Genomic DNA, 22,991 nt, shown 5'->3' with positions numbered 1-22,991 from the left:
CTCTTGCGAACAGTAAGGATATGATGAAGGTCATAGACATTCGACCAGATGCCAACGGTATGATTAGTTGGCCAACGTTGAGCGCTCAACGTAAGTCAGTTGTTACAATAGGTGTATTCGACGGAATGCATCTTGGGCATCGTAAAGTTATTGAGCGAACAGTGGAGATTGCGCGCAAAAACAACGCGTTCTCGGTTGTTATAATGTTTGACCCTCGTCCAAGCGTTGTGCACGAAAATCCAGATTTATTCGACGATTTTGGCGATGACGCGCAAATTCCAGTAGATTCGCAAGCGCTAACAAGCGTTCGCCAGCGGCTTAGAGTTTTACAGCAGTTAGACGTTGATCACGTTATTATTGTTCGATATAGCCTTGCTTTTGCGGCAAAATCGTACAGATTCTTCCTTGGGCAGCTGGTTGGAAAGCTAGGCATGCGCGCGCTTGTTTTAGGCTCGGATGCAGCTTTGGGCGCTAAAAGAGCTGGAAACGTTCATGCTATTAAAGAGCTTGCGCAAGCTACAGGCGTTTTTAATCTTGTTGTTGTAGATGATTTTGGGCCGGGAGACGTTCGAGTTCCAGACCCGATTGTTCCAGAGGTTCCTTTAGAAGGCGGAGAGCCAAAAGACCCTGCAGATGGCATGAATAAGGCGGAATATCGCGCTTGGAGCAAGGGTATGCCTAATAAAAAGGTTCGTGCTTGGAGCTCTACAAACGTGCGATGGATGCTTGCAAATGGCAGGGTTCGAGATGCTGGAGATATTCTTGGACAGCCGCATAGAGTAGAAGGCACTGTTATTCACGGAGCTGGTCGCGGTCATCAAATTGGTTTCCCAACTGTGAATCTTGGGGAGCGAATTGACGGATATATTCCTGTTGATGGTGTGTATGCTGGTTGGATTATTGATTTAGACGCAGACGAGCAAGATGGCGCTTCTTCTAGCAGAAACATTCCTAGTGTAGGCGTTTTGCGTAAAGATGAGCTTCATCTTGGATCGCATTCTCCTTGGCGTTGGGCTGCTGCGATTTCAGTTGGCACTAATCCTACTTTTGAAGATGACGCATCAAACGCATCAAATAGCGCGGATGCTTACGACGATACTCTAGAAGAGCAATCGTCTAATCGAACTGTTGAAGCATATGCATTAACAGACAAGATTCAAGACTTATACGGTCACAGAGTTTGCATTGAGTTTGCGCGCTTCTTGCGCCCTCAGCAAGCATTTGACTCGCAAGAGCAGCTTAAGGACGCTATTAGCAAAGACGTTGAGCAAACGCGCGCGCTAGTGGCGGAATGATTTAAAGAAGTTTTGCGTTTCTGGGTCGCTGCAAGCGTCCATAACTTCGTACGGCGTGCCATTTTCTGCAACAACGCCATTTCTAAGCAAAACTACTCTGTCGGCAGCTTCGTGCGCAAAATGCATCTCGTGAGTGGCCATTAAAATGGTTGTTCCTTGCTGCTTTAGCTCCGCAACCATGTCTAGAACTTCTCCAACAAGCATTGGGTCTAGCGCGGAAGTAATCTCGTCTAAAAGTAAAAGTTGCGGGCTTGTCATAAGCGCGCGCGCAATCGCCACTCGCTGCTGCTGTCCGCCCGAAAGCTGATCTGGGTAGGACTTTGCTTTATTTTCTAGCTTAATCCTAGATAGAAGCTCCATTGCGCGGCTTTCTGCGCGATCTTTGCTCCAATGATGAACTTTTCGCGCAGCAAGAGTTACGTTATCTAAAACACTCATATGCGTAAAAAGATTGAATTGCTGGAACACAACTCCGATTTGAGATCTAATTTGATCTTGATTTATGCGTGGGTCTGTAATATCTGTGTTTCCAAGCCAAACTTGGCCGTCGTCTACTCGCTCAAGCAAATTAATGCACTTCATAAGAGTAGATTTTCCGCTTCCAGAAGGCCCTAAAAGAGCCACCACTTCGTGAGGCGCAATATCAAAAGAAATGCCTTTAAGAACAGGCGTTGAGTTATACGATTTTCGAATATTGCTTAAGCGCAAAACTGGGGTTGAATCTGTATTGTCGCCTGCATTTGTTTGATTGATTGTGTTCGTGTAATCACTCATTTGTTGATTTACCTTTTGATTTGTTACGTTACTCATCACACAGTTCCTCCGTTTAGCTCGCGCTTGCGAAGTCTTGCTGTATACCAATCGTTTAGAACAATAAACGGAATGCTTAGCGCTATAAACACAACGCTTGCTACAACGTATGGAGTGAAGTTATAAGAAGTTGCAACAGATATTTGAGCGGCTCGAACTGCGTCTACAGCACCCAAAACAGATATGAGCCCTGCGTCTTTTTGCATAGATATAAAGTCGTTCATTAATGCGGGAGCCACTTTTCTTAAGCCAAGAGGAATTACCACTAATCTCACAGTTTGACCAGATGTTAAGCCAAGAGACCTTGCAGATGCTCGCATAGACGGATGTACGTCTTCAAATCCTGCGCGCAATACCTCTCCAACGTATGCGGAGTAGCTCATAACAATGGCGATTGTGCCAAGTATTGCTGGTGGAATGCGTCCAAAAAGCTGCAAGCCTGGTATGCCAAAGCCGATTAAGTAAAGCACAACAAGCATTGGTATGCCGCGCATAATGGTTGTGTAGAATTGCGCTATAGCTCGCAACGGAAAAAGCATTGGGCTTACGCTTGTGCGAATAACTGCGATTAAAGTTCCAAGTATTGCAACTCCTATTACAGCAAATACAAGCACTTGCAAATTAAGCATTAAGCCTTGCAAAACAGATGGCAAAGATAGCATAAAGTATTTGCCAGAAAAGAACGTTTCGCGCACTCTTGGCCAACCAGGGCTCATTGCAAGCGCCGCAATGCACACGCAAAGCAATACTAAAGTGCTTATTATGCTTGTTAAAACAGATTTAAGATTCTGTTTTTTGCGTATTGCTCTACGCTCAAGCTCGATATTGCTTAAAGCGCACGTTCCTTCATCTAATGCCGTATTAGCGCTAGATAGTGACGACGCATTAGTGAGTAACTTATTTGATTCGTTGCTTGCAGAATCTGTTGTACTGCCGTTAAGTACTGTCATTGGCGGTAGCCTGAGCCTTTCGACATAATGAATGATACGCACTATTGTAAGCACTTTTATGTGACGATTGGGTTACAAATTGCTTACAATAATGCGTATTGGTAATGACGTTGGTACGATTTTTATTTATTTTGATCTATTTTTAATCTATTTTGTTTGATTTAATTTAGATCAATTTACTTAAGAACTGGCACATCAGTTGTGTACTCTGCAAGCCACTTTTCTTGAAGCTTCTTCAAAGTGCCATCTTTTTCTAGCGCGTTTACAGCCTTAGTAACGTCTGCAGTAAGCTTAGATCCTTTTGGAAGAACAAGGCCAGTTCCTTCCTTATCTTCCGATCCTGCAATCTGTCCAAGAACAACACCATCCTTAACTTGCTTACTGCGAACAATGTTCACAGAAGATGGAGTATCTATAACAAGTGCGTCAATTTGCTTAGAATCAAGAGCCTGAACCAAAGCGTCGTTATCGTTAAAGGTTTGAATATCGCTCTTAATCTTGTCTTTAGCAAAGCTGTAGCTTGTTGTTCCAACCATTGCGCCAATCTGCGCGGTTTTAAGATCTGCTAAAGTCTTTGCGTTGGCAAACTTGCTGTCTTTTTTAATAACAACGCCTTGAGTTGCATTGTAGTAGCTTGGCGAAAAGTCTACTGCCTTCTTGCGTTCTGCTGTAATAGAGAACTGTTGAAGGTTAAAGTCAAAGTCCTTTGGTCCTGGAGTTACTGCGGAGTCGAAGGTTGTGCGAACCCACTTAACCTTGTCTTTGTTGTATCCAAGTTTCTTTGCAACGGCGTATGCTACTGCAGATTCGTATCCTTTGCCGTTTTCTGGCTTGTTGTCGTACATCCAAGGTGTGTAAGTTGGCTGAGCTGTGCCGATTGTCAAAACGCCTGGAGTAATCGTCTTTTGGTTTGGATCTTGTGCGTTTTGGCTTCCGCATGCCGCTGTGCTAACCATTGATGCAACGGCTAATGCTGCTGCAGCGATTTTTGTAGCTGCGATTGCTACGCGGTTAGTGTGCAAGTTGTTATGTACGAAAATAGCCATTTTTTCTCCTTGTTTTTGCTAAAACCTTAAAATTTTTCGCTTATTCGTTTTTTAAGCGATTTAAGTAGGTTTTGCGGCCGTACATTTGATAGTTTATAAGACGATAGACGCATTTAAGGCTTAATTGTTACAGAATTGTTATTGCGATTGTTTATAACGCGCTATATTTTGTTGATTTAATGGCGTAAATTTGCTCTATTTATGTTCAATTTTGTGATTGTTAAGTAACGGTTACAATCGGTGTGTTGCGGCGTGTTGTGTGTTGCTGTGTGTCTTTACGATTTTAGAATCATAAACATTTGATTGTATTTAACTGTATCTGACTATATTTGATTTTGTTAGATTTTATTAGATTAGACTTATCGAACTTATTTTAGGGGAGACTATGCAAAAGGAATTTTCAATCGGTAATTCTGGCGATTTTAGCAATCTTTCAAAACTTGCGATTATAGTGGCACTTCAAAAAGAGGCTCAGCCTATTTTGCAAGCGTTTAGTGGCGAATATAAGTCTTGGCAAGATTACGGTGTTACTTTTATTCAAGGTAAAATCGCCTCTAACAACAACGAAAATAGCGCGATTCTTACAATATGCATTGCTGGAATGGGAAAGTGTGCTGCAGCTGCTGCGGCTCAGGCGCTTATAATCGAAGCTAAGCCACAAGTATTGATTTTTAGCGGAATCGCAGGAGCATTAAATCCGCGTCTTAATGTTGGAGACATTGTTATAGGCAAGAATTTTCACTATTTAGAAACAAATACGCAAATTATTGCCGATTGTGCTCCATACAAAGAAGTTTTTGAATCGGATTCAAAGTTATGCGATTTAGCGGCAGATCAAGCGAAGTTATTAGGCTTTAGGCTTGAAAAGTCTTTGCAAGAATCATCTTCGGCTGCTTGCGATTCTTCAGCGGGATTTAAGCAAAGCGCGTCTAATAAGAGCGAAAATGGCGTTGCATACGTTTGCGGAAACATAGCAACAAGCGACCAATTTAACACAGACCCAAAGGTTCTAGACGCAGTTCGCGAAGAGATTTTTGGCGATTGCGAAGAGATGGAAGGCGCTGCAGTAGCGCATATTGCAGCTAAAAATAGCGTGCCATTCCTTGCGATTCGCGCAATGAGTAATCGTTGCGGAGAATCCTATGAATCGCTTGATGCGCATAAAGACGATTTAGTTCTTGCTGCAAATCGCGCTGCAAGTTTGACTTTGAGCGTTTTGAACGCGCTTGTTAAATAGCTTACTCGTTTTTAGGCGCTAAATTAAATCCGCTAAAAGTAAAACCAGGGCTTACAACGCAAGACACTAGAACGTCTGCGTTGCTAGGCACAGTTCGCTGCCATGTTCCAGCAGGAATCACAAGGTGACCGCGCGTAGATAAGCCGTTGTGTTCTTTAGTGTTTCCAAGCGTAAAACGTTGCGAATCCGCCTCTGCGCAAGGATTTACTCCGCAACCGCCAAGCTCAATCGTAAGATTTGCTGGCCCATGCCAAAGCCAAATCTCGTCTGCGTCAACTTTATGCCACGCGCTTGAATCGCCAGCTGGTAAAAGAAAATAAATAAGCGATGCTAGTGGTCTTGGAGCGCTGGCTGCGGAGTTTTCGTCAACTTGTGTATTAGTCGCGTTTGCGCTCGCGTCTGCGCTCGCGTCTGCGCTGTTATTTGCGCTATATAACTGTGCTGCTTGCCAATCGCGAGCGTACCATCCGCCTTCTGGGTGTGCTTCTAAGTGCAATTCTTTAACAAGATTTTTTGCGTAATCGCTCATATCTTCTAATTTAATGCTCATAATATCTCCTGATATTTTCTGATTTATTTTGCGAGACTTATTAGTCAAGACTTATTGCGCAAAAGCGCCATTATTGTACGCAAGATTTCCAGATATTACAGTTGCTTTTGCGCTTCCTGCGCCGTGACGAACAAAATTGTGCAAAGTCTCTTCAACTCCTTGCGGCGAGCTTGTGTCTGTTGGAATGTTAAAGAATGCAAGGTCGGCTGTGGCTCCAGCATTAATTTGGCCAATTCTGTGCGGTCCTACGTGCAAGCCCATAACGCTTGCGCCGCCTAAAGTAAGCATGCGAATAATTCGATGTGTTAAATCATCTTTTCTATATCCTTGTGCTGTTGCTAGGTCGTAGATTTTTGCAGCATCGTCTAAAACGTCTAAAGATGGGGAAGAAGATAGGGAATCCGTGCCAATTGCAAGCAAGTTTCCTTCTTCCATGTAATCGCGAATTGGCGCGTCTCGTTCTGTAACAGTAATGCGATTGGATCTTGGGCAAAGTGCCACTCCAACTCCGCGCTGGCGTAAAATCCTGCGGTCTTCGCCGTCCGCCCAAACGCCGTGCGCAATATGAACGTCTGGCCCCAAAGACCCAAGCTGATCCAAAAACTGAATTGCAGATGCCGTCATTCCGTGCGATTTAAGTTCGCTATAGCTTTCCCAAACATTGCTATTCCAATCTGGAGCAGAATACGTAGTTAGCGTATCTGCGTGATTTCCTGCTTCCATTGGCGTTTCGGCCAAGTGTATGTGCAAGCGCATGTTTAGCTGTCGCGCAATGTCTGGTAAATCCACAAACGGCTCTGTTTCTAGACTATAAGGCGCATGTGGGCTAATACCTATGCTCGGTATGCTGCCGTTGTTCATCATTTGCCCAAGCATTTCTAGCAGCTTAGCGTAGCCTTCTTCCTTCCAATCAACGTTTTTCCAGCCCATTACCTCCCAATAGGCAATTCCGTGCATTCCCTGGCTTGCAAGCGCTCCAACCGCTTCAATATCGGTTACAATATCGGCAGCTGCGCTAGTGCCAGCTTCCACCATCATTCTTGCGCCTTCGTATGCAGAAGTCTTCCAAGTTGTTAGCGATGGATTTTTTTGTTTATCTTCTTGCAACTTGTCGTAAACAACGTTAAATCCTTGCTCCCAATCGTGGAAATTTCTATATTCTCCGCGTCCTACGCTTGCCATATTTGTGTATTGCAAATGCGTATGTGCGTTTATAAGACCTGGTGTCATAAGGCCGTGCCAATGTTTCTCATTTCTAAACATTTGCATATAAGAATCGCTTGGCATCTCGTCTTTTAGAATATTAAGAACCCATTGACGTGTTCCAACGTGAACAACGCGTCCGTTAGATACAGCAACGGCACCTTCGGGGATTATTGGCCCCGTTACTGGAATAACCATTGATGCACTGTATAGTGTGACTTCGCTAAGTGGTGTTGGGTGTGCAAGTTTGCGTATTGGGTCTGTAAGCATTGTGTTCCTTAAGGAATTACGTTGTACTACTTTTTGCTTTATTTATTCTATTATTGCTTAGATTTATTATGATTTGGTTAATTGATTTATGCTAACTATTTGCTTCTTCCGCAAATCGCGTTAAATCCCACTTGTAGCCGTTGTTTTTATTGGCTTCGCTTGCGCTATATCCGCGTTTTGCTAGTGCGATTCTTGCTATTTGATTATCGGAGCTTTCTGGCAATTGGTAGATTCCAGAATCAAGGCGATTATCGTTATTTTTATTGCCATTTTTATTGCCGTCTTTATTGCCATTGTGCTCTAGCAAATACGCAATCGCGCTTACTTGAACAGCAAAACTAAAGTCCATAATCTCAATAGGATTTCCGCCGCCTGTAGTGTAATTTGTGCCGTCTCCTTCGCTTATTAGCGTGATCTGCGGACCTAGTGGAACTTGGATTTTTCTTTGTGCTGTTCCAACGATTGGCTTAAAATCAGGGATTTCGTCTAGTGCAATCTCGTTTGCAATTCCACCAATAACAGCCAAAATTGCGTTTTCTTGCATGTTTTGCATATTTTGCAATGTAATCGTGTGTCTAACTCCTGTTGCAGAAACAATCATATTGCTTTCTTTAACAGCGCATTCAAGATTTTTAGCTTCAAATCCGTCGAAAACTGCGCGTAAGGATTGAACAGGATTTGTATCGCAAATCGTAACTTTCGCGCCCAATGCGCGTATTCTTAATGCAAATCCGCGGCCAACTGGTCCATATCCAACAACAGTTACTTTAGCGTTTTCAAAGCATTCGCTTCCAAGAATTTGTTGCATTGTTGTAACGCATGTTTCGCCAGTTCCATGACGATTGTCAAAATCAGTTTTTAGAGCGCTATTATTTACTGCGATTACGGGGTAGTGCAAGTGACCAGCTTTTTGCATTGCTTCAAAAGCGCGCACTCCGCTTGTTGTTTCTTCTGCAACACCTATTAGATTTGCTGCGATTTGTGGGCGTTCTAGGCTTGCGAGTCGCGCAAAACTTGCACCATCGTCGATTATTATGTTTGGCTGTATTTCGTCTAGAAGTTTTAGAGCGCCTTCGTGCGTTTGCTCAGGAGACCAATCGCGGTTTGCTTGCACTAAAATGCCCTCTTTTTTAAGTTGATCTGCCACTCTCTGGTCAGTTTCGTCTGGGCCGCAAAAAACGCCAACAATCGCTCCGTGTGCGTGTAGCTCCCTTAGTAGCACGGCTGTTTTTGGCTCTAGCACAAGGCAAACAGCTATTCTAATGCCTTCTAAATTAAGAGCGTTTTCTTGTAAATCGTTAAGTAGCGTGCGCATTACTGGCATGTGGCTTTGCGCGTAGTCAATGGCATCTTTTCCGCTTAAATTAGGCGCATCTACAGTGGTCTCTAGGTTTTTTGCGCATATTTTTACGCAAAAATCAGCGTCTTCCTTAGAATTTACTGGAATTATTCCCCAAGATTGAGCGTTTTGCAAGAATTTTTGCACATTGCTATTGTTGCCGCTATTGATGTTGTTGATGTTACCGCTGTTATTGTTTTCATTATTTTCATCTTCAATAAACACTCGCGAACCTGCAAGCGAGCGATTAGTTTTTTGCGATGTAAAAGCAGCCCATTTACTAAAGTCAACCATATTAATCTCCATTAATCTCCTACAATCCCAGCGCTTTCAACGCTTCTTTAAGATTATTTACTTCAACTACATCAATTCCTGCAACGTGAATCTTTTTTTGCAAATGGCAAACAATCGCACGTTTATAGCCAATTCTTGCAGCTTCTTTAAGTCTAGTTTCCATTCTAGAAGCCAATCGAACTTGGCCAGTCAAGCTAATCTCGCCAATTGCGCATGTAAAAGGCAAAACTGGCTTATTTTTTGCAGCACTTGCAAGAGATGCCACTATTGCTAAATCGCAAGAAGGCTCTTTTGCTTTAGCGCCAGCAATCGTAGAAACGTAAATGTCTTTAGCAAGAAGATTCAATCCGCCATGCCTATATAAAACTGCTGTAAGCATAGCGATTCTATTTGCATCTACTCCCGAAACTGCACGCCTAGGAGCAGGGAGAACAGAGTCTGTAACAAGCGCTTGAACCTCAATAGCAAGGCTTCGATTGCCCTCTAAAGTAAGCGTTACGCATGTGCCTTCGTTTTTGCAATCCTCGTTAGAAGACAAAAACAGTCCAGAAGGGTCGGGGACTTCTTCAATTCCACATCCACTCATATCGAAGCATCCAACTTCGTCTGTAGGTCCAAAACGATTTTTAACAGCGCGAAGCATGCGCAATGCAGTTTGACTATCTCCTTCAAATTGGCAAACTGTGTCTACAAGATGCTCAAGCGTGCGCGGGCCTGCAATCGAGCCGTCTTTTGTAACGTGACCAACTAAAAGCACTGGAATATTACAAGTTTTAGCAACGTCAATAAGCGCGCTAGCTACTTCTCTAACTTGAGTGGAGCCTCCTGTAATGCCATCAACATCGCTAGAAACAATAGTTTGTGCCGAATCAACAATTGCAAGTGTTGGCTTATACTTTTCGATTAATGCTAAAGCTGTGTTTAAGTCTGTTGTAGAAGCAAGAAGAAGATTTTGACTTATAGCGTTTATGCGTGACGCGCGCAATTTTACTTGCGACTTTGATTCTTCGCCAGAAATGTATAAAACTAAGTTTGTTTCAGACTCGCTGCTTTGAGTAAATTTGCCGCCATTTTTAGCTACTTTTCCAGCGGTTTCTAAAAGCAGAGTAGACTTTCCGATTCCTGGCTCGCCTGCTATAAGCGTTACGGACCCTGGAACAAGCCCTCCTCCTAAAACGCGGTCAAATTCGCTAAATCCTGTGTGTATTCTAATTCCATTATCTGCTTGGATGCTGCTAATCGGCTGTGCGTCTACGCTGGAATCGATGTTTAACGCGGCAATCGCATTTGTTTTTGCGCTTCTTGAATTTCTAGACGATCTTAAAGCTTTAGAAACGCCACTTTGCAACTTTGGCTCGCTAAACTCGCTTAGTGTACCCCATTCGCCGCATTCTGGGCAGCGGCCGTACCATTTTGACCCACTCCAACCACATTCGGAGCACAAGTAATAAGTAGAAGATTTTGCAGCCATGATTTGACGCTAGCTGCATTTATAGACATTTTGCCGTCATACTTTTGTGAGATAATCCAAGTATGTTTAACAGTGTTATGTGGGGTAAAAAATGAATTCTTATACAAATAATTCTTCTACTTCTTCGCAAGGATTTTCTGCGTCTCATAACAATTTACGAAAAGTGCTTATTGTTGCATTAATAGTTGTTGTTTTGGCAATTGTTTCCGCGTTTGTTTGGCCAGGTTGGGCGTTAAATCACCAGCAAAATGCGCAATCTGCTAAAACGCATGTGCCTTCTGCAAAAACGCCATCTATTAAGGCTAAAGATTTGCCTAGCACTTCTACTGCTCTGTTAAAAGCTATGCCAGATACTGTTCTTGATTTTGCTCGTGTTGATGCTTCTGCTAGTGCAAAATGGTCTTCGGCTTCTCCTTTAGAAGAATACACAGTTAAGTATTCAACAGGAGAATCTGGAAGCGATGTTTCGCTTGTTGTTGCTCAATGGAGCAGTCGCGACCTAGCGAATAAGCAATATGAGCTTTTGCTAGATGGATTAAGTGGGGTAGATGTTGCTTCTGGAAAAATTCAAGTTTCTGGGAAAACCACTGGAAGCTATGTGTTAAAGACTGAGTCGGGCAATAAAGCTAAAGCTAGTGCCATTTGGCAAAACGACACAGCTGTGTTTGAGTTAACTGGATCAAAGCAATCTGTTGAAAGATTCTATAAGCAATTCCCAATGTAAACTTTGCAAAATATAAGCTGTTTTGTATGTGTTTTGTATGTGTTTAACGTATGGTTTTGCGCATGTTTTGCATGTGTTTTTGTAAAACTTTGCTTTAGGATTTTCCAAAGTCGTCAAAACGGTGTAACATTAGGCAAGTTGCACACTTTACATATGAATGGAGGCTTCAGATGGGTTCTGTCATCAAGAAGCGCCGCAAGCGGATGAGCAAGAAGAAGCACCGCAAACTGCTGCGTAAGACTCGTCATCAGCGTAAGTAATGCTGTTTGGCGCGCCTGCCCGTTTGGGCACGTAACACTTTTGAAAGCGTTGGATTTTCCAGCGCTTTTTTATTTCGATTGACTTATTGCGATTGAAGATTGTAAAAAATTTCCCGAAAACGTATGCAAATTAACTAATTTTACATACATTCTCGGGAAATGATTGGTTAAATATTAGATTATGACTGGATTATGCAGCTTACTTATTTGGATTTGTAAGCGTGCGAGGACCGTTTGGATCTCCAACAATCACAGTATCAACCATGTTCAAGAACAGGCCGTGTTCAACAACGCCAACAGTTTCAATCAAGTCTTTAGCAAGCTCTTGTGGGTGGTCAATGCGCTCCAAATGCAAGTCAACAACAAAGTTGTTCTCGTCTGTGCGCACTTCTTTGCCGTTTGCATCCAAGCGCAAAACTGGCTTGTATCCGCGCTTCTCGAACTTGCGAATCACTTGAGCAGATCCAAATGGAATTACCTCAACAGGCAGTGGGAACTTGCCGATTGTGTCTACAACCTTGCTTGCGTCTACAATCCACACAATGCGATCGGAGTTGATTGCAACAATCTTTTCCCAAAGAAGAGCCGCGCCGCCGCCCTTAATGCCGTTAAAGTTCTTATCAACTTCGTCTGATCCGTCAATCGTAACGTCAATATGGTCAACATCGTTAATGTCAAGAATCTTAATGCCGTAGCCTTCTGCCTGCTCTTGCGTGCGGCGAGAAGTTGTAACTCCAGTAAAGCTTAAACCTTCTTCCTTAACTCTGCGACCAAGCTCGTCTACCAAGAATCGCACTGTAGAGCCAGTTCCAAGTCCAACCATCATGCCATTTTGTACGATTTTTGCGGCCTCAATGCCAGCTGCTTTCTTTAGCGCGTCTTGTTGTGCTTTATCCATGTGTGCCTACTTTCTTGCTTTTGCAGGTTGTTACCGCGCTGTTTTGCGCGATTATGTGCGATTTTTAGTGATTGCTAATCGCATCTGTTTCATACATATTACATATTAGTCTGCTTTAAGAATTTTGTTCTGTTATTTCTTAGCATTTGTTTGCATATAAAATTCAGTTGGTTCTAAGTTAAAAGTGCCATCTGGCATAACGTATCCGCTTAACTGTATTGTGCCTGTTATAAATCGTGGATTTCCGTTAAAACTTGGGCTTGTGTTTGGAGCAGGCGTAAATTGCAATGTTCCGCATACGCGCAATCCTGGAACTGCTTTATATTTTTGCTCTGATTTATTTTGGGATTCGCTATTTTTGGATTCGTTATTTTCATGCGAATCTTCATCGGCTTTCGATTCATCATTTGCTGGCGATTCATCATTTGTATTAATGATTTGCGTAGATGAGTCGCAAGCAGCGTTGTTATTTGCGTATTTAGTGGTATCGCTAAATGTTTCACGCTCTGTTTCACGCGTATTATTGCCATTAAAATCAGGATTAATATCTTCTCCAACGCATCTGCCAATGTGGTATTCGCTACTAGAAATTTTTCCATCCAATAGCATTTTTGCGTCTTGCGGAACGTCAACGCCATCTGAATATGAGGAAGAAATCAACGATTTCCACCCTTCTAGTGGCAAATATCCATCCTTCAATTTGCTGCGGCAATCTTCGGCATAAGTTCTAGCAAGCTCGTCAACTTTCTCGTTTCCAGCGTTTCCAGCATGACCCTTAACCCAAACGAACTTAACGGAGCCTTTGCGCTTGCAAATCTCCGAATCGATTGCGCGAATAAGTTCTGCATTTTTTACAGGCTCTTTTTTGGAGTTTTTCCAACCGTTCTTTTTCCAACCATGAATCCAAGTTGTTGCACAATTAATCGCATATTGCGAGTCGCTTTCGATTGTTAAAGGCTCGCTTCCAGGATGTGCTCGCAAAGCTTCTAGAACTGCGCATAATTCGCCTATTTGATTCGTGCCGTTAGTAGCTCCGCCTGCATCCGCGTTACCAGTGTGATTGTGCTCGTGAGCGTTGCCCGCTTCGTCTATGTGGTCTGCCCAAGCCCAGCCCATTGATCCGTTTGGATTTCCTAGAGCAGATCCGTCTGTAGAAACAACAATCATTGCAAAACCTTTCAAAAATGCGCTGGCAGCATCAGCAACCAGCGCATATAGAAGCTGTTAACTTTAACTAATCGCAATTAAAGCGTTACGCTAAAGCCTTGTCAACTACAGCAGTAGCTTCCTCAAGCACCTTATCTAGCGCTTCTGGAGAAACGAAGGACTCAGCGTAAACCTTGTAAATGTTCTCGGTACCAGATGGGCGAGCAGCGAACCAATTGTTCTTAGTTGTAACCTTCAAGCCGCCAATCTTAGCGCCGTTTCCAGGAGCCTCAGTGAGCTTTGCAGTAATATCTTCGCCAGCAAGCTTAGTCGCTTCAACGTCGTTTCCGCTTAGAGCTGCAAACTTTTGCTTTTGCTCAAGAGTGGTTGGAGTATCTACGCGCTTGTACCAGCTTTCGCCAAAGCGAGCAACCTGGTCTTGATGAAGCTGAGCAGGATTCTTGCCAGTCTTTGCAGTGATTTCTGCAGCGAGCAAATCAGGAATCAAGCCATCCTTATCGGTTGTCCACACGCGGCCATCCTTGCGCAAGAAGCTCATGCCAGAGCTTTCCTCGCCGCCGAAAGCAACTTCGCCACTAAAGAGTGGGTCAACAAACCACTTAAAGCCAACAGGAACTTCCACAAGCTTAGCGTTAATAGAAGCAGCTACGCGGTCAATCAAAGAAGAAGACACAAGCGTCTTGCCGATAGCAGTATTCTTTGGCCAATCTGGGCGAGCGCCGCCGAACAAGTACTCCACGCACACTGCAATGTAGTGGTTCGGGTTCATAACGCCCCAGTTAGGGCACACAATTCCGTGGCGGTCAGCATCTGGATCGGTGCCGCCAACTAAATCGTACTTATCCCAAGCGCCAGCGTTAAGCTGATCAACTAAGCCCTTCATTGCGTAAGGGGAGCTTGGATCCATACGAATCTTGCCATCGTGGTCAATTGTCATGAATCGCCAAGTTGGGTCAACATCTGGGCGCACAACGCCAATGTTTAAGCCGTACTTTTCGTTCATAAGTGGCCAGTAGTTTACGCTTGCGCCGCCGAGTGGGTCAATTCCCAAGCGCACACCGCTAGAGCGAATTACATCGAAGTCAATAACGTTTGCTAAATCGCTAACGTAGTGTTCGCGGTAATCGAAGCCTTCAACCAAATCAGACTTGATTGCTTCCTCGAAAGGCACGCGCTTAACGGACTTGTAATTGTCGAGCAATTCGTTTGCGCGGTTTGCAATCGCATTAGTTACGTCTGCTGGGGCAGGGCCGCCAGTTACAGGGTCGTACTTAAAACCGCCGTCGGTTGGAGGATTGTGTGAAGGAGTTACTACGATGCCATCTGCCAAACCTTCGCCGCTAAAACGCTGAGTGCCATCAGCTGCGCGATTATGCGTCAAAATAGCTTGCGACACAACAGGCGTTGGAACAAAGTCGCCGCGCGAGTCCACACGAACGTGAACGCCGTTAGCAACCAAAACCTCAATAGCGGTTTTTTGAGCAGGCTCGGAAAGAGCGTGCGTATCTCTACCAATATAAAGTGGGCCAGTTACGCCAGCCTTCTTGCGATATTCGGCAATGGCTTGTGTGATTGCAACAATGTGAGCTTCGTTAAACGAAGTTTTTAACGCAGAACCACGGTGACCAGACGTGCCGAAAATAACGCGCTGTTCTGGAATATTGGAATTTGGAACTTCATCGTAGTAAGCGCCAATCAAAGCGTCAACGTCTACTAGATCTTCTGGGGTGGCGGGCATTCCCGCATTTTTTGCTACCATAATTTTTTATTTTGCCACGGCGGCGGTATTTTAACGTAAGTCGGCGGTATTTTGAGTTAAAGAAGATTGCAAACTCTCTGGCACGCGCACGCATAATGCTCGTTTATCTACACTAAAACGCAAGTGTTTTGTGTAGCCTAAAATATCTCCATCAACCTGCACGGGAGCAGGCCGTTCTAGCTTAACTTCGGCTTCAACACCCTGCGATTGGTCAATCTTGGAGTTTGTAGAAAGTGGGCTTTGTTGCGCTTTTCCTGTAACGGTTTGGTGCACAACATCTCCAAACAAGTTAGCCCATCCAATTAATCCGCCAGAAGTGTCAATAATCTCAAAGTCGAGTATGCCATCGTCGTAAGCTGCATCTGGCATAAGTGAAAACATTGGAATCTGGCCGCAATTTCCAGCCATAAGCGTGCGGAAAGATATTGCACTAGATGTGTAATCCGTTCCATCTTTGCGCGTAAAAGTAACGTCTCCGCGGTATTTTGGCGCAAATAAGTGTTTAACACCTGCAACAAAGTATGCAAGCCAGCTTATGTTCTTTTTAAGTGCAGGATTAGTGTCGTCTATCATAAGCGCGTCGAATCCAATTCCCGCAATAATCAAAAACGCGTGACCGTGGTCTTCGTACGGCTTATCGAGTATAAAAACGCGACCAACGTCAACAAACCTAGATCCATGGCTAGTGGCCACCCTTAGCGCAGCTTGAACATTGTCTACAGGAATCCCCATGTTTCGCGCAAACAAATTTCCCGTTCCAATTGGAATTATCCCCATTGCGTGGTTCGTTCCGCTAACTGCGCTCGCAACCGTTCTAACAGTGCCATCTCCGCCAACTGCAACAACAACGTTTGCGCCATTTTTCAAAGCTTCTAGCGCGCATTCGCGCCCGTCTTTATTAAGCTGTGTATCTATTATTTCGTAAGTAAGATTGTTAGAAGCACAGTAATCTTTAATGCTTTTTCGGTATTCTTCGGCTTGCGGTTTAGAAGGATTTAGTATAAAAGCATAGTGAACGCTGTCTCCATGCCTTTCTGCCAGTTTTTCTGCTAAATGATGCTTCTTCAGGGTACGCGTAACTATCATGATGACGAATGGCGCAAAAACTAGCGCAAAAACAATCACCATTAACGCAATTGTTGCTTGAATTGGCATATCTGGCATATTTATTATTCTTGCACACATCTTTAATATATGGACATTATTTTGACAATATTTATAAAATTTGATTATTTCTTTACATTTTCATCACTTATTGCGTTATTTAGCGCGTTGCGGCATTTGATTAGCGCATTGATTATGAGCTTGATTATGCGCTTAATTACATTTTGACGTTGGCATGTTTGCTTAGTTAGTGCCATTTATATGATTTTTATATGCTAAGCAAGTGATAAGCTTGCACCATGCGTTTTGCGCGTAGAACTAGCAGGGGTTTAAAGTTATGTCTGAATCGCAAGAAAATAATATGAGCGTTTTTGAATCCGACGATACTGAACAATTTGAAGTATCGAAAAAACGTGTTAAAGGCAATAAGTCTGCGCTTGTATTGCTTTACTCGTTTATTATTTTCTTAATACTTGTAGTTGCGGCTTTTGTAGGGTCGCAAGCATACTTCCATAACCGTGTTGCTCCTGGAGTGCATTTTGCTGGCAGCAGTGAAGTTTCGGGCGCGCAGATTGAAAAAGTCACAGATGCTGTAAATAGGGCGATTGAAAACACAAAGATTGAGATTAAAGACGATTCTGGAAAAAGCTCTGTTGAAACACTTAAAGACTTATCGGTAAGTGTAGATAAAAGCGCAACTGTGCAAAACGTTATGCGCGCAAAGCACAATAACGTGTTTACAATGCTTATGCCTTGGTTGCAAGAAAACGTTGGGCTTAAAGCCAAGTTAGACAACGAAAGCATGGACGCGTACATTGTTAAAAAGTTTGTTAGCGAAAAAGATAGGGCAATGCCGTATACAGCTAAGTTCGATTCTTCTTCTAACTCTTATGTTGTAGAAGATGGTGTTCCAGGCCGTACGATTATAACTTTGCCAGTTCGTGAGGCAATTAAGCGCGTTCTAGAAAATCCTGGTAAAACAGTAAAAGTTACGGTTGGCTCTCGTAAGGTAGAAGCTCCAATTAAGCGTGATGTAGCGCAGAAAACTGTTGATCAACTCAATAATTTGCTATCTAAAAAAATTACGTTAGATAATGGCGATTCAAAAGATTTTACGCTTTCAAAGGCTGTTTTAGCATCTTGGATTAAGATTGATGCAGATTGTGCAAAAAAGAAGATTTCGTACAAGGTTGATTCGTCTGCTGCCAACGCATGGCTTTCTAAAGAGCTTGCTAAGAATCTTAATCAACAAAAAGTAGACCAAGAAGATACATACAACAAGCAAGGAAAGTTTATATTAACAACGCTTAAGGGTGAAAACGGCATAGAAGTTAAGTATTCTAAAGACTTTGCAAATAAAGTTGTTCAAGCTGTAGAAAAGTCGGCAGATGCAAAGCTTAGTGTTCCAACAAACGTTGTTAAGTTTGGAATCGAAAAAAAGACTGTTGACATGCGCGTTGTTGTTAACAAGTCAAACCAAACAATAAGCGTTTACAAAGACGATCAGCTTCTTAAAACATTCCCAGTTTGCAGTGGCTCAAACGGTTATTACGAAACGCCAAACGGAACGTACTTTATTTACTTGCGCTACCGAGTGCAAGATATGCGCGGATTTAACCGAAACGGCTCTAGGTATTTCTTGCCTGGAATTACTTGGGTTAGCTACTTTAACGGCGGAATCTCATTCCACACAGCTCTTTGGAACAATGTTGGTATATCTCAAGGATATCCTGCAAAGTACGGTTCTCATGGATGCATAAACATGTATGAGCAAGATGCAAAGTGGGTGTTTGAAAACTGCCCTCGCGGAACAGTTGTGGAAGTTGTTGGAGAACAACCAGATGGACCAGTACGCTAATAAAGCAGCAAATTTGAAGGGCGATTTGCCTGCTGCATCTAGAAGAGTTAGTAGCACTCCGATTCAGGTTCGTGTTACAGAAACGCTGTTTGATGCTCCTTCTAGCGAAGAGCGCTTAGATAAAAAACCTCCGATTGTTCAATTTGCTAGAAAGTTTGCAACGTCTAGCTTTGGACTTTGGGTGCGCATAAGTGGCAAAATCGCTCGGCATTTTGGATGGTTTCCTAGCGTTGAGCCATACATTGGTTACGGTACAGATCGCTACGCGCGCTTGATTTGCCGAACTGTTCTAGCGCCTAAAGCTGGTCATCATTCCGCTTTAAAGCGCGGTATTTACGCGATGCTTGTTGTTCCTGCAATTCGTGTTAAGGTTGCTCTAAGTATTGATAACGTTGCTGTTGAATGGGCGCAAGTTGGCGATTCTTCCGTGTACGATAAGCCAGATTCTGCGTATAACAGTAGCGCAGAATATTGCGTTTCGGATTGTTCGGGTTACTTGGATTTGGTTACCGAAAGGTCGCTTTTGCCAGGTGAACACAAGGTTTCGTACAAGGTTGATAATCGCAATCCTGTTGAAGCAAGCATGTTTGTTATATCGGAGCAAACGCCTTTAGGTATTATTTCCGACGTTGACGATACTATTATGGTCACTCAAGCGCCTTCTCCTCTTAGAGCTGCTTACAATTTGCTTATTATGAATCCTGAACATAGGCATGCTGTTGATGGAATGAGTCACTTTTTTAGGCGTATTAAGGATTCAATTCCTAGCACCCCTTTCTTCTACCTTTCCAATTCTCCTTGGAATGTGGAAGCTTCAATTCGACACTTTATTTTGCGCGAAGGTTTTCCTGCAGGACCTCTTCTTCTTAGGGATTTAGACCCGCGTCCTAAGACTTTTGTTCCAACTGGACCACAGCACAAGCTCGAGTTTGCTCAACAGCTTATGGATGATTTTCCAGACATGCGATTTGTTCTTATTGGAGATGACGGTCAAAAAGACCCTTCGACTTATGCAAAAATCATTGAAAAATTCCCAAATCGCGTTCTTGCTGTTGGCATACGTCAGCTTAAAAAAGACGCAACTTTGGTTGATTTTAGGCGAAGCATGTCTAAGAATTTTGGTGTGACTCTTGCATCTTCTAGAGTTGCTAAAACTTGCAATGATATTTTTGTTGAAGCTAAGGGTGCAGCTGGTACTTTTGAAGGTGTTCCATTCTTTGCTGCTCAAAATGGCAATTTGCTAGAAGATATTATGATTCCGTTTATTATGGATTCTGTTAATAGCAAAGAATGATTTTAATCAAAGACTGATTTTAAGTGTTCTAAGTGTTGTAAATATTTTAAGTGTTGTAAGTGTTGTAAAGATCATAAAGATTGTAAAGGTTATAAATGGAAGATAATTCGCTAAAAGTTGGTGATTTTAATACTGCTAAAAAGCCACTTCTTGCAAAACGAGTTGACTACGTTCGTAAGTTCCACAACGATGTGTTTGTAGACGAATATGCGTGGATGAGTAACACTAAATCCAAGGAGTTGCGCGAGTATATTGATGCTCAAAATGAGTACACTAGCAAACGCGTTTCTAGTTTAGAGCCTTTACGTAAACATTTGTTCAGCGAGCTAAAAAGTCGTGTTCAAGAAACAGATATGTCGGTTCCAACTCGCATGGATGGCTATTGGTATTACGTTAGAACAGAAGAAGGAAAGCAATATGGCGTTCAATGCCGTATGAAAATTAAGAGCGAAGATGATTGGAATCCACCTGTTATAGATGAGCGCGCTCATGCTGGTCAAACGCCATGCGAAGAGGTTATTTTTGACGCAAATATAGAAGCTAACCGTTTTAATGGCGGATTCTTTCAGCTTGGCGGAATGGATATTAGCTTAGACGGTAAGCGAATGCTGTTTGGAGTTGATTCTAAGGGCGATGAAAGATTTGACTTTTATATTCGCGATTTTTGCGCGGAGAAAAGTGGCGATTTTGATTGCAAAAATGGCGAAAATATCGAAGAAAATGGTAGCGAAAGTGCCGATTACATCACTCGCTATAACAATAGTTTTGTAACACTTTCGGATTGCATAAAAGGCATATCTTCTGCGCTTTTAACACCAGATGGAAAATGGGTTTTCTACGTAACTTTAGATAGTGCTTGGAGGCCATACCAAGTGTTTAGGCATAAGGTTGGAACAAGTGTAGAAAATGACGTTAAAGTTTTTGAAGATTTAGACGAACGCTTTTTTGTTAGCGTGTACGAAAGCTTCGACGAGCGAAGCGTTATTATAAACAGCAGCTCTAAAACCACTTCACGCGTGTTAATGTTGCCTCTAAGCACTCCAGAAGGCGATTTTAGAATGGTGCTTAAGCCTATAGAAAACGTAGAATACGACGTTTCGTTTGCGTGCTTTGAAAATGCTGGGCAAGATGGCAAAGATATTCCACTAATGTTTGTAAGCCACAATCTTAAAAATCCTAATTTTCAAATTGATGTTATAGATTTGCGAAAATACTCTGCAGATTCGATGCCATTTAACATTGGCGAAGGTTATTGCATTGCGCAAGGGTCTCCATACGGATGCCAAAATGGCGATTTAATAGAAAAAGGCGCGAGTAAAAAGGCCATTAGTGCGCCGTATTACAACAGCAAAAATCCTAAGATTTTGCAAGGATTGCGCGGCTTGAGCGTAGATGGTTTAAGCGTTTATAAAAATTACGTTGCTCTTTCTTTCCGCGCGAATGGCTTGCCTCAGCTTGCTGTTATGACTAAAAGCAATGCTGTTGAAGATTTTAAGGCAGGCTGCCCATGGAGATTCCGCCTTGTAAAAGAAGACGGGTTTGTAGAAGATTCTTGCGAGTCTGCGGCTTCTTGCGATTCGTTAGTTTCTTGCGATTCTTGCGCAAAAGTCGCAAGCTTCCGTTCCACTAGCGCTCGCAAAGAATTGTCTAAAATAAGTCTTGAACAAGCAAAAAATAGTCGAATCAGCCTTATTGGAGCAACGGGAAATCCGTGTTATGAAGCGCCAAAAATACGTTATTCTTGCTCAAGTTACGCAACTCTTGGAGCGTTAAAAGAACTAGACCCAGCAACAGGTAAAAGTGTTTTACTTAAGCGCGGGAAAATTTTAGGCGATTTTAACGAAAACGACTACGCAGAAAAACGAGTGTGGGTTAAAGTTCGAGACGGCGAGAGCGTGCCAGTTTCGCTAGTTTGGAAAAAAGACGCTGTTGCAAAAACGAACGCAATGTTTATAACCGCTTACGGAGCGTACGAGATTAGCAGCGATCCGTATTTTTCTGTTGCGCGTTTAAGCATGCTAGACAGAGGCGTGCTTTTTGCGCAAGTTCATGTGCGAGGCGGCGGAGAAATGGGTCGCGCGTGGTATGAGAATGGCAGACGGCGCAATAAAAAACACACTTTTGAAGATTTTGTAGATGTTACGCGCGCTTTGCAACAAGCAGGTTATGCTGATGCGAATCAGACTGTTGCAAATGGTGGTTCCGCAGGCGGCCTTCTTATGGGAGCTGTGGCAAATATGGCTCCGCAATGCTACGCAGGAATCGAAGCGGACGTTCCTTTTGTAGACGCGCTTACATCTATGTTAGACGAATCGCTGCCGCTTACTGTTACCGAGTGGGACGAGTGGGGAGATCCGTTGCACAATGCGCAAGATTACGCGTATCTAAAGTCGTATACGCCTTACGAGAATGTGCCTGAGCATATTGAGCAAGGAGATTTTCCAAAGATTCTTATAACGTCTTCGATTAACGACACTCGCGTTCTTGTTACGGAGCCGCTTAAGTGGCTTGCGCGATTGCAAGCGGCTGGAGCGGATGCGATTGCGCGCATTGAAACAGAAGGTGGCCACGGCGGAGGCTCTGGCAGATATAAAAAGTGGGAAGAAGTTTGCTACGAAAACGCGTGGTGTTTAGATGCCATGGGTATTTCGTAGAATATCCTTAAAACACATTGGAGGCTGATTGTGGTAAGAATTAAGCCAGATAAGCCCTATGCGGAAGACCTTCCGTTAACGCATACAGCGTTATTTAAGCAAGTGCCACTAGATCAAGCGAGGGAGCTGCTAGAACACTTGCATGAGTCGGTTTTTTCTAAGGGGCAGGCGATTTTTAACGAAGGAGATACGGATCGCCGCATGTATCTTTTGGAGCGCGGACGCGTTAAGCTTGTTCGTCATTCTAGAGATAATCGTGTGCAATTGCTTAGCATTCACACGCATGGAGAAATTCTTGGGGAGATTCCTGTTTTTGACCCGTATGGTGGGCCGCGCACGGCATCTGCGATTGCTATTACAGATAAAACTCGCGTGCTGTGGCTAGAAAATGAAGTACTTTTTAACTGGTTAGGTCATCATCCGCGAGTTGCTGTAGATATGCTTCAAGTTTTAGCTGCTCGCTTAAGAGCAAACAACGAGCATATTTCTGATCTTGTTTTTATGGACGTTCCAGCAAGATTAGCAAAAACGCTTTTGAACCTTGCTTCTAGATTTGGAGAGCCTGTTAGAGAAGGCGTGCTTGTTCCTCACGATTTAACTCAAGAAGAGCTTGCGCAATTGGTTGGATCTTCTAGAGAAACAGTTAATAAAGCGTTGATGGATTTTGCGCAAAGAGGTTGGATTAAAAGGCACGGAAGGTCGATTATTATTTACGAGCCTGGAATGTTGATTCGCCGAGCAGAAAGATAAATCGTGCAAATCATGCAAATCGTGCAAATCGCGTAAATCTTGTAAATCGCGATTTTTG

General features: G+C 43.2%; 19 protein-coding genes. 8 read left to right on the top strand and 11 right to left on the bottom strand.

Features of this window, described 5'->3' with window-relative positions; genetic code table 11:
- The first annotated feature begins 23 nt into the window (after window positions 1-23).
- A complete protein-coding gene (ribF, locus tag HXT45_RS06280) occupies window positions 24-1,295 on the top strand; it encodes a bifunctional riboflavin kinase/FMN adenylyltransferase (protein WP_421782334.1) in 1,272 nt (423 codons plus the stop codon).
- Here ribF and HXT45_RS06275 read toward each other — a convergent pair.
- The 3 genes from HXT45_RS06275 to HXT45_RS06265 form a co-directional block, all read right to left on the bottom strand.
- The gene (locus HXT45_RS06275; RefSeq protein WP_116689360.1) at window positions 1,281-2,105 is read right to left on the bottom strand and encodes an amino acid ABC transporter ATP-binding protein; all 825 of its coding nucleotides are present in this window, start codon (window positions 2,103-2,105) and stop codon (window positions 1,281-1,283) included. The genes ribF and HXT45_RS06275 overlap by 15 nt on opposite strands.
- Window positions 2,105-3,055: an amino acid ABC transporter permease gene (locus HXT45_RS06270; RefSeq protein ID WP_421781696.1), complete on the bottom strand. Its 951-nt coding sequence runs from the start codon at window positions 3,053-3,055 to the stop codon at window positions 2,105-2,107. Before HXT45_RS06270 ends, HXT45_RS06275 begins: the two co-directional genes overlap by 1 nt.
- A 176-nt stretch (window positions 3,056-3,231) precedes the next feature.
- Window positions 3,232-4,101, bottom strand: a complete 870-nt coding sequence (locus HXT45_RS06265) for an ABC transporter substrate-binding protein (RefSeq protein WP_421781694.1) — start codon at window positions 4,099-4,101, stop codon at window positions 3,232-3,234.
- A 385-nt stretch (window positions 4,102-4,486) separates the two neighbouring features.
- Between HXT45_RS06265 and HXT45_RS06260 the strand changes: the two genes are divergently transcribed.
- Window positions 4,487-5,338: a nucleosidase gene (locus tag HXT45_RS06260; RefSeq protein WP_421781692.1), complete on the top strand. Its 852-nt coding sequence runs from the start codon at window positions 4,487-4,489 to the stop codon at window positions 5,336-5,338.
- Window position 5,339: 1 nt separating this feature from the next.
- Here the strand turns inward: HXT45_RS06260 and HXT45_RS06255 are convergent, their stop codons facing one another.
- From HXT45_RS06255 to radA, 4 genes are all read right to left on the bottom strand, one after another.
- Window positions 5,340-5,888, bottom strand: a complete 549-nt coding sequence (locus HXT45_RS06255) for a cupin domain-containing protein (RefSeq protein WP_421781690.1) — start codon at window positions 5,886-5,888, stop codon at window positions 5,340-5,342.
- A gap of 51 nt (window positions 5,889-5,939) precedes the next feature.
- The gene (locus HXT45_RS06250) at window positions 5,940-7,361 is read right to left on the bottom strand and encodes an amidohydrolase family protein (protein WP_421781687.1); all 1,422 of its coding nucleotides are present in this window, start codon (window positions 7,359-7,361) and stop codon (window positions 5,940-5,942) included.
- A gap of 91 nt (window positions 7,362-7,452) precedes the next feature.
- A complete protein-coding gene (locus tag HXT45_RS06245; RefSeq protein WP_421782332.1) occupies window positions 7,453-8,994 on the bottom strand; it encodes an adenosylhomocysteinase in 1,542 nt (513 codons plus the stop codon).
- A gap of 19 nt (window positions 8,995-9,013) precedes the next feature.
- Complete coding sequence (gene radA / locus HXT45_RS06240) at window positions 9,014-10,465, bottom strand: DNA repair protein RadA (protein WP_421781685.1); 1,452 nt, start codon at window positions 10,463-10,465, stop codon at window positions 9,014-9,016.
- Window positions 10,466-10,556: 91 nt separating this feature from the next.
- On the opposite strand from radA, the gene HXT45_RS06235 reads away from it, so the two are divergent.
- Both HXT45_RS06235 and HXT45_RS06230 read left to right on the top strand, forming a co-directional pair.
- Window positions 10,557-11,189 (top strand): hypothetical protein, encoded by a 633-nt coding sequence (locus tag HXT45_RS06235; RefSeq protein WP_004131724.1) that lies wholly within the window; start codon window positions 10,557-10,559, stop codon window positions 11,187-11,189.
- Between the two features lie 170 nt (window positions 11,190-11,359).
- Window positions 11,360-11,449: a 30S ribosomal protein bS22 gene (locus HXT45_RS06230; RefSeq protein ID WP_004268639.1), complete on the top strand. Its 90-nt coding sequence runs from the start codon at window positions 11,360-11,362 to the stop codon at window positions 11,447-11,449.
- Between the two features lie 199 nt (window positions 11,450-11,648).
- On the opposite strand, the gene rpiA is transcribed toward HXT45_RS06230, so the two are convergent.
- The 4 genes from rpiA to HXT45_RS06210 form a co-directional block, all read right to left on the bottom strand.
- Window positions 11,649-12,347 carry a ribose-5-phosphate isomerase RpiA gene (gene rpiA, locus HXT45_RS06225; RefSeq protein ID WP_004131725.1) on the bottom strand — a complete coding sequence of 233 codons (699 nt, stop codon included), beginning with the start codon at window positions 12,345-12,347 and terminating at the stop codon, window positions 11,649-11,651.
- 132 nt (window positions 12,348-12,479) lie between these two features.
- Window positions 12,480-13,514, bottom strand: a complete 1,035-nt coding sequence (locus HXT45_RS06220) for a ribonuclease H family protein (RefSeq protein ID WP_018642970.1) — start codon at window positions 13,512-13,514, stop codon at window positions 12,480-12,482.
- Window positions 13,515-13,599: 85 nt separating this feature from the next.
- Window positions 13,600-15,273 carry a phosphoglucomutase (alpha-D-glucose-1,6-bisphosphate-dependent) gene (gene pgm, locus HXT45_RS06215; RefSeq protein ID WP_101896494.1) on the bottom strand — a complete coding sequence of 558 codons (1,674 nt, stop codon included), beginning with the start codon at window positions 15,271-15,273 and terminating at the stop codon, window positions 13,600-13,602.
- 30 nt (window positions 15,274-15,303) lie between these two features.
- Complete coding sequence (locus HXT45_RS06210; protein ID WP_060785873.1) at window positions 15,304-16,437, bottom strand: diacylglycerol/lipid kinase family protein; 1,134 nt, start codon at window positions 16,435-16,437, stop codon at window positions 15,304-15,306.
- 277 nt (window positions 16,438-16,714) lie between these two features.
- On the opposite strand from HXT45_RS06210, the gene HXT45_RS06205 reads away from it, so the two are divergent.
- The 4 genes from HXT45_RS06205 to HXT45_RS06190 all read left to right on the top strand — a co-directional run bounded on the left by HXT45_RS06205 (window position 16,715) and on the right by HXT45_RS06190 (window position 22,933).
- On the top strand, window positions 16,715-18,235 hold the full coding sequence (locus HXT45_RS06205) for a L,D-transpeptidase (protein ID WP_004131729.1): 1,521 nt from the start codon (window positions 16,715-16,717) through the stop codon (window positions 18,233-18,235).
- Window positions 18,219-19,529: an App1 family protein gene (locus HXT45_RS06200; RefSeq protein WP_421781681.1), complete on the top strand. Its 1,311-nt coding sequence runs from the start codon at window positions 18,219-18,221 to the stop codon at window positions 19,527-19,529. Before HXT45_RS06205 ends, HXT45_RS06200 begins: the two co-directional genes overlap by 17 nt.
- Before the next feature lie 95 nt (window positions 19,530-19,624).
- Window positions 19,625-22,183: a S9 family peptidase gene (locus HXT45_RS06195; protein WP_421781679.1), complete on the top strand. Its 2,559-nt coding sequence runs from the start codon at window positions 19,625-19,627 to the stop codon at window positions 22,181-22,183.
- 30 nt (window positions 22,184-22,213) lie between these two features.
- Window positions 22,214-22,933: a Crp/Fnr family transcriptional regulator gene (locus HXT45_RS06190; RefSeq protein WP_004131732.1), complete on the top strand. Its 720-nt coding sequence runs from the start codon at window positions 22,214-22,216 to the stop codon at window positions 22,931-22,933.
- Window positions 22,934-22,991: the final 58 nt, after the last annotated feature.

The organism is Gardnerella sp. DNF01199S, from assembly GCF_049244155.1.
Classification (GTDB): domain Bacteria; phylum Actinomycetota; class Actinomycetes; order Actinomycetales; family Bifidobacteriaceae; genus Bifidobacterium; species Bifidobacterium piotii.
Note: the sequence above shows the minus strand (reverse complement) of the source record. Positions and strands in the feature narration are given on the sequence as shown.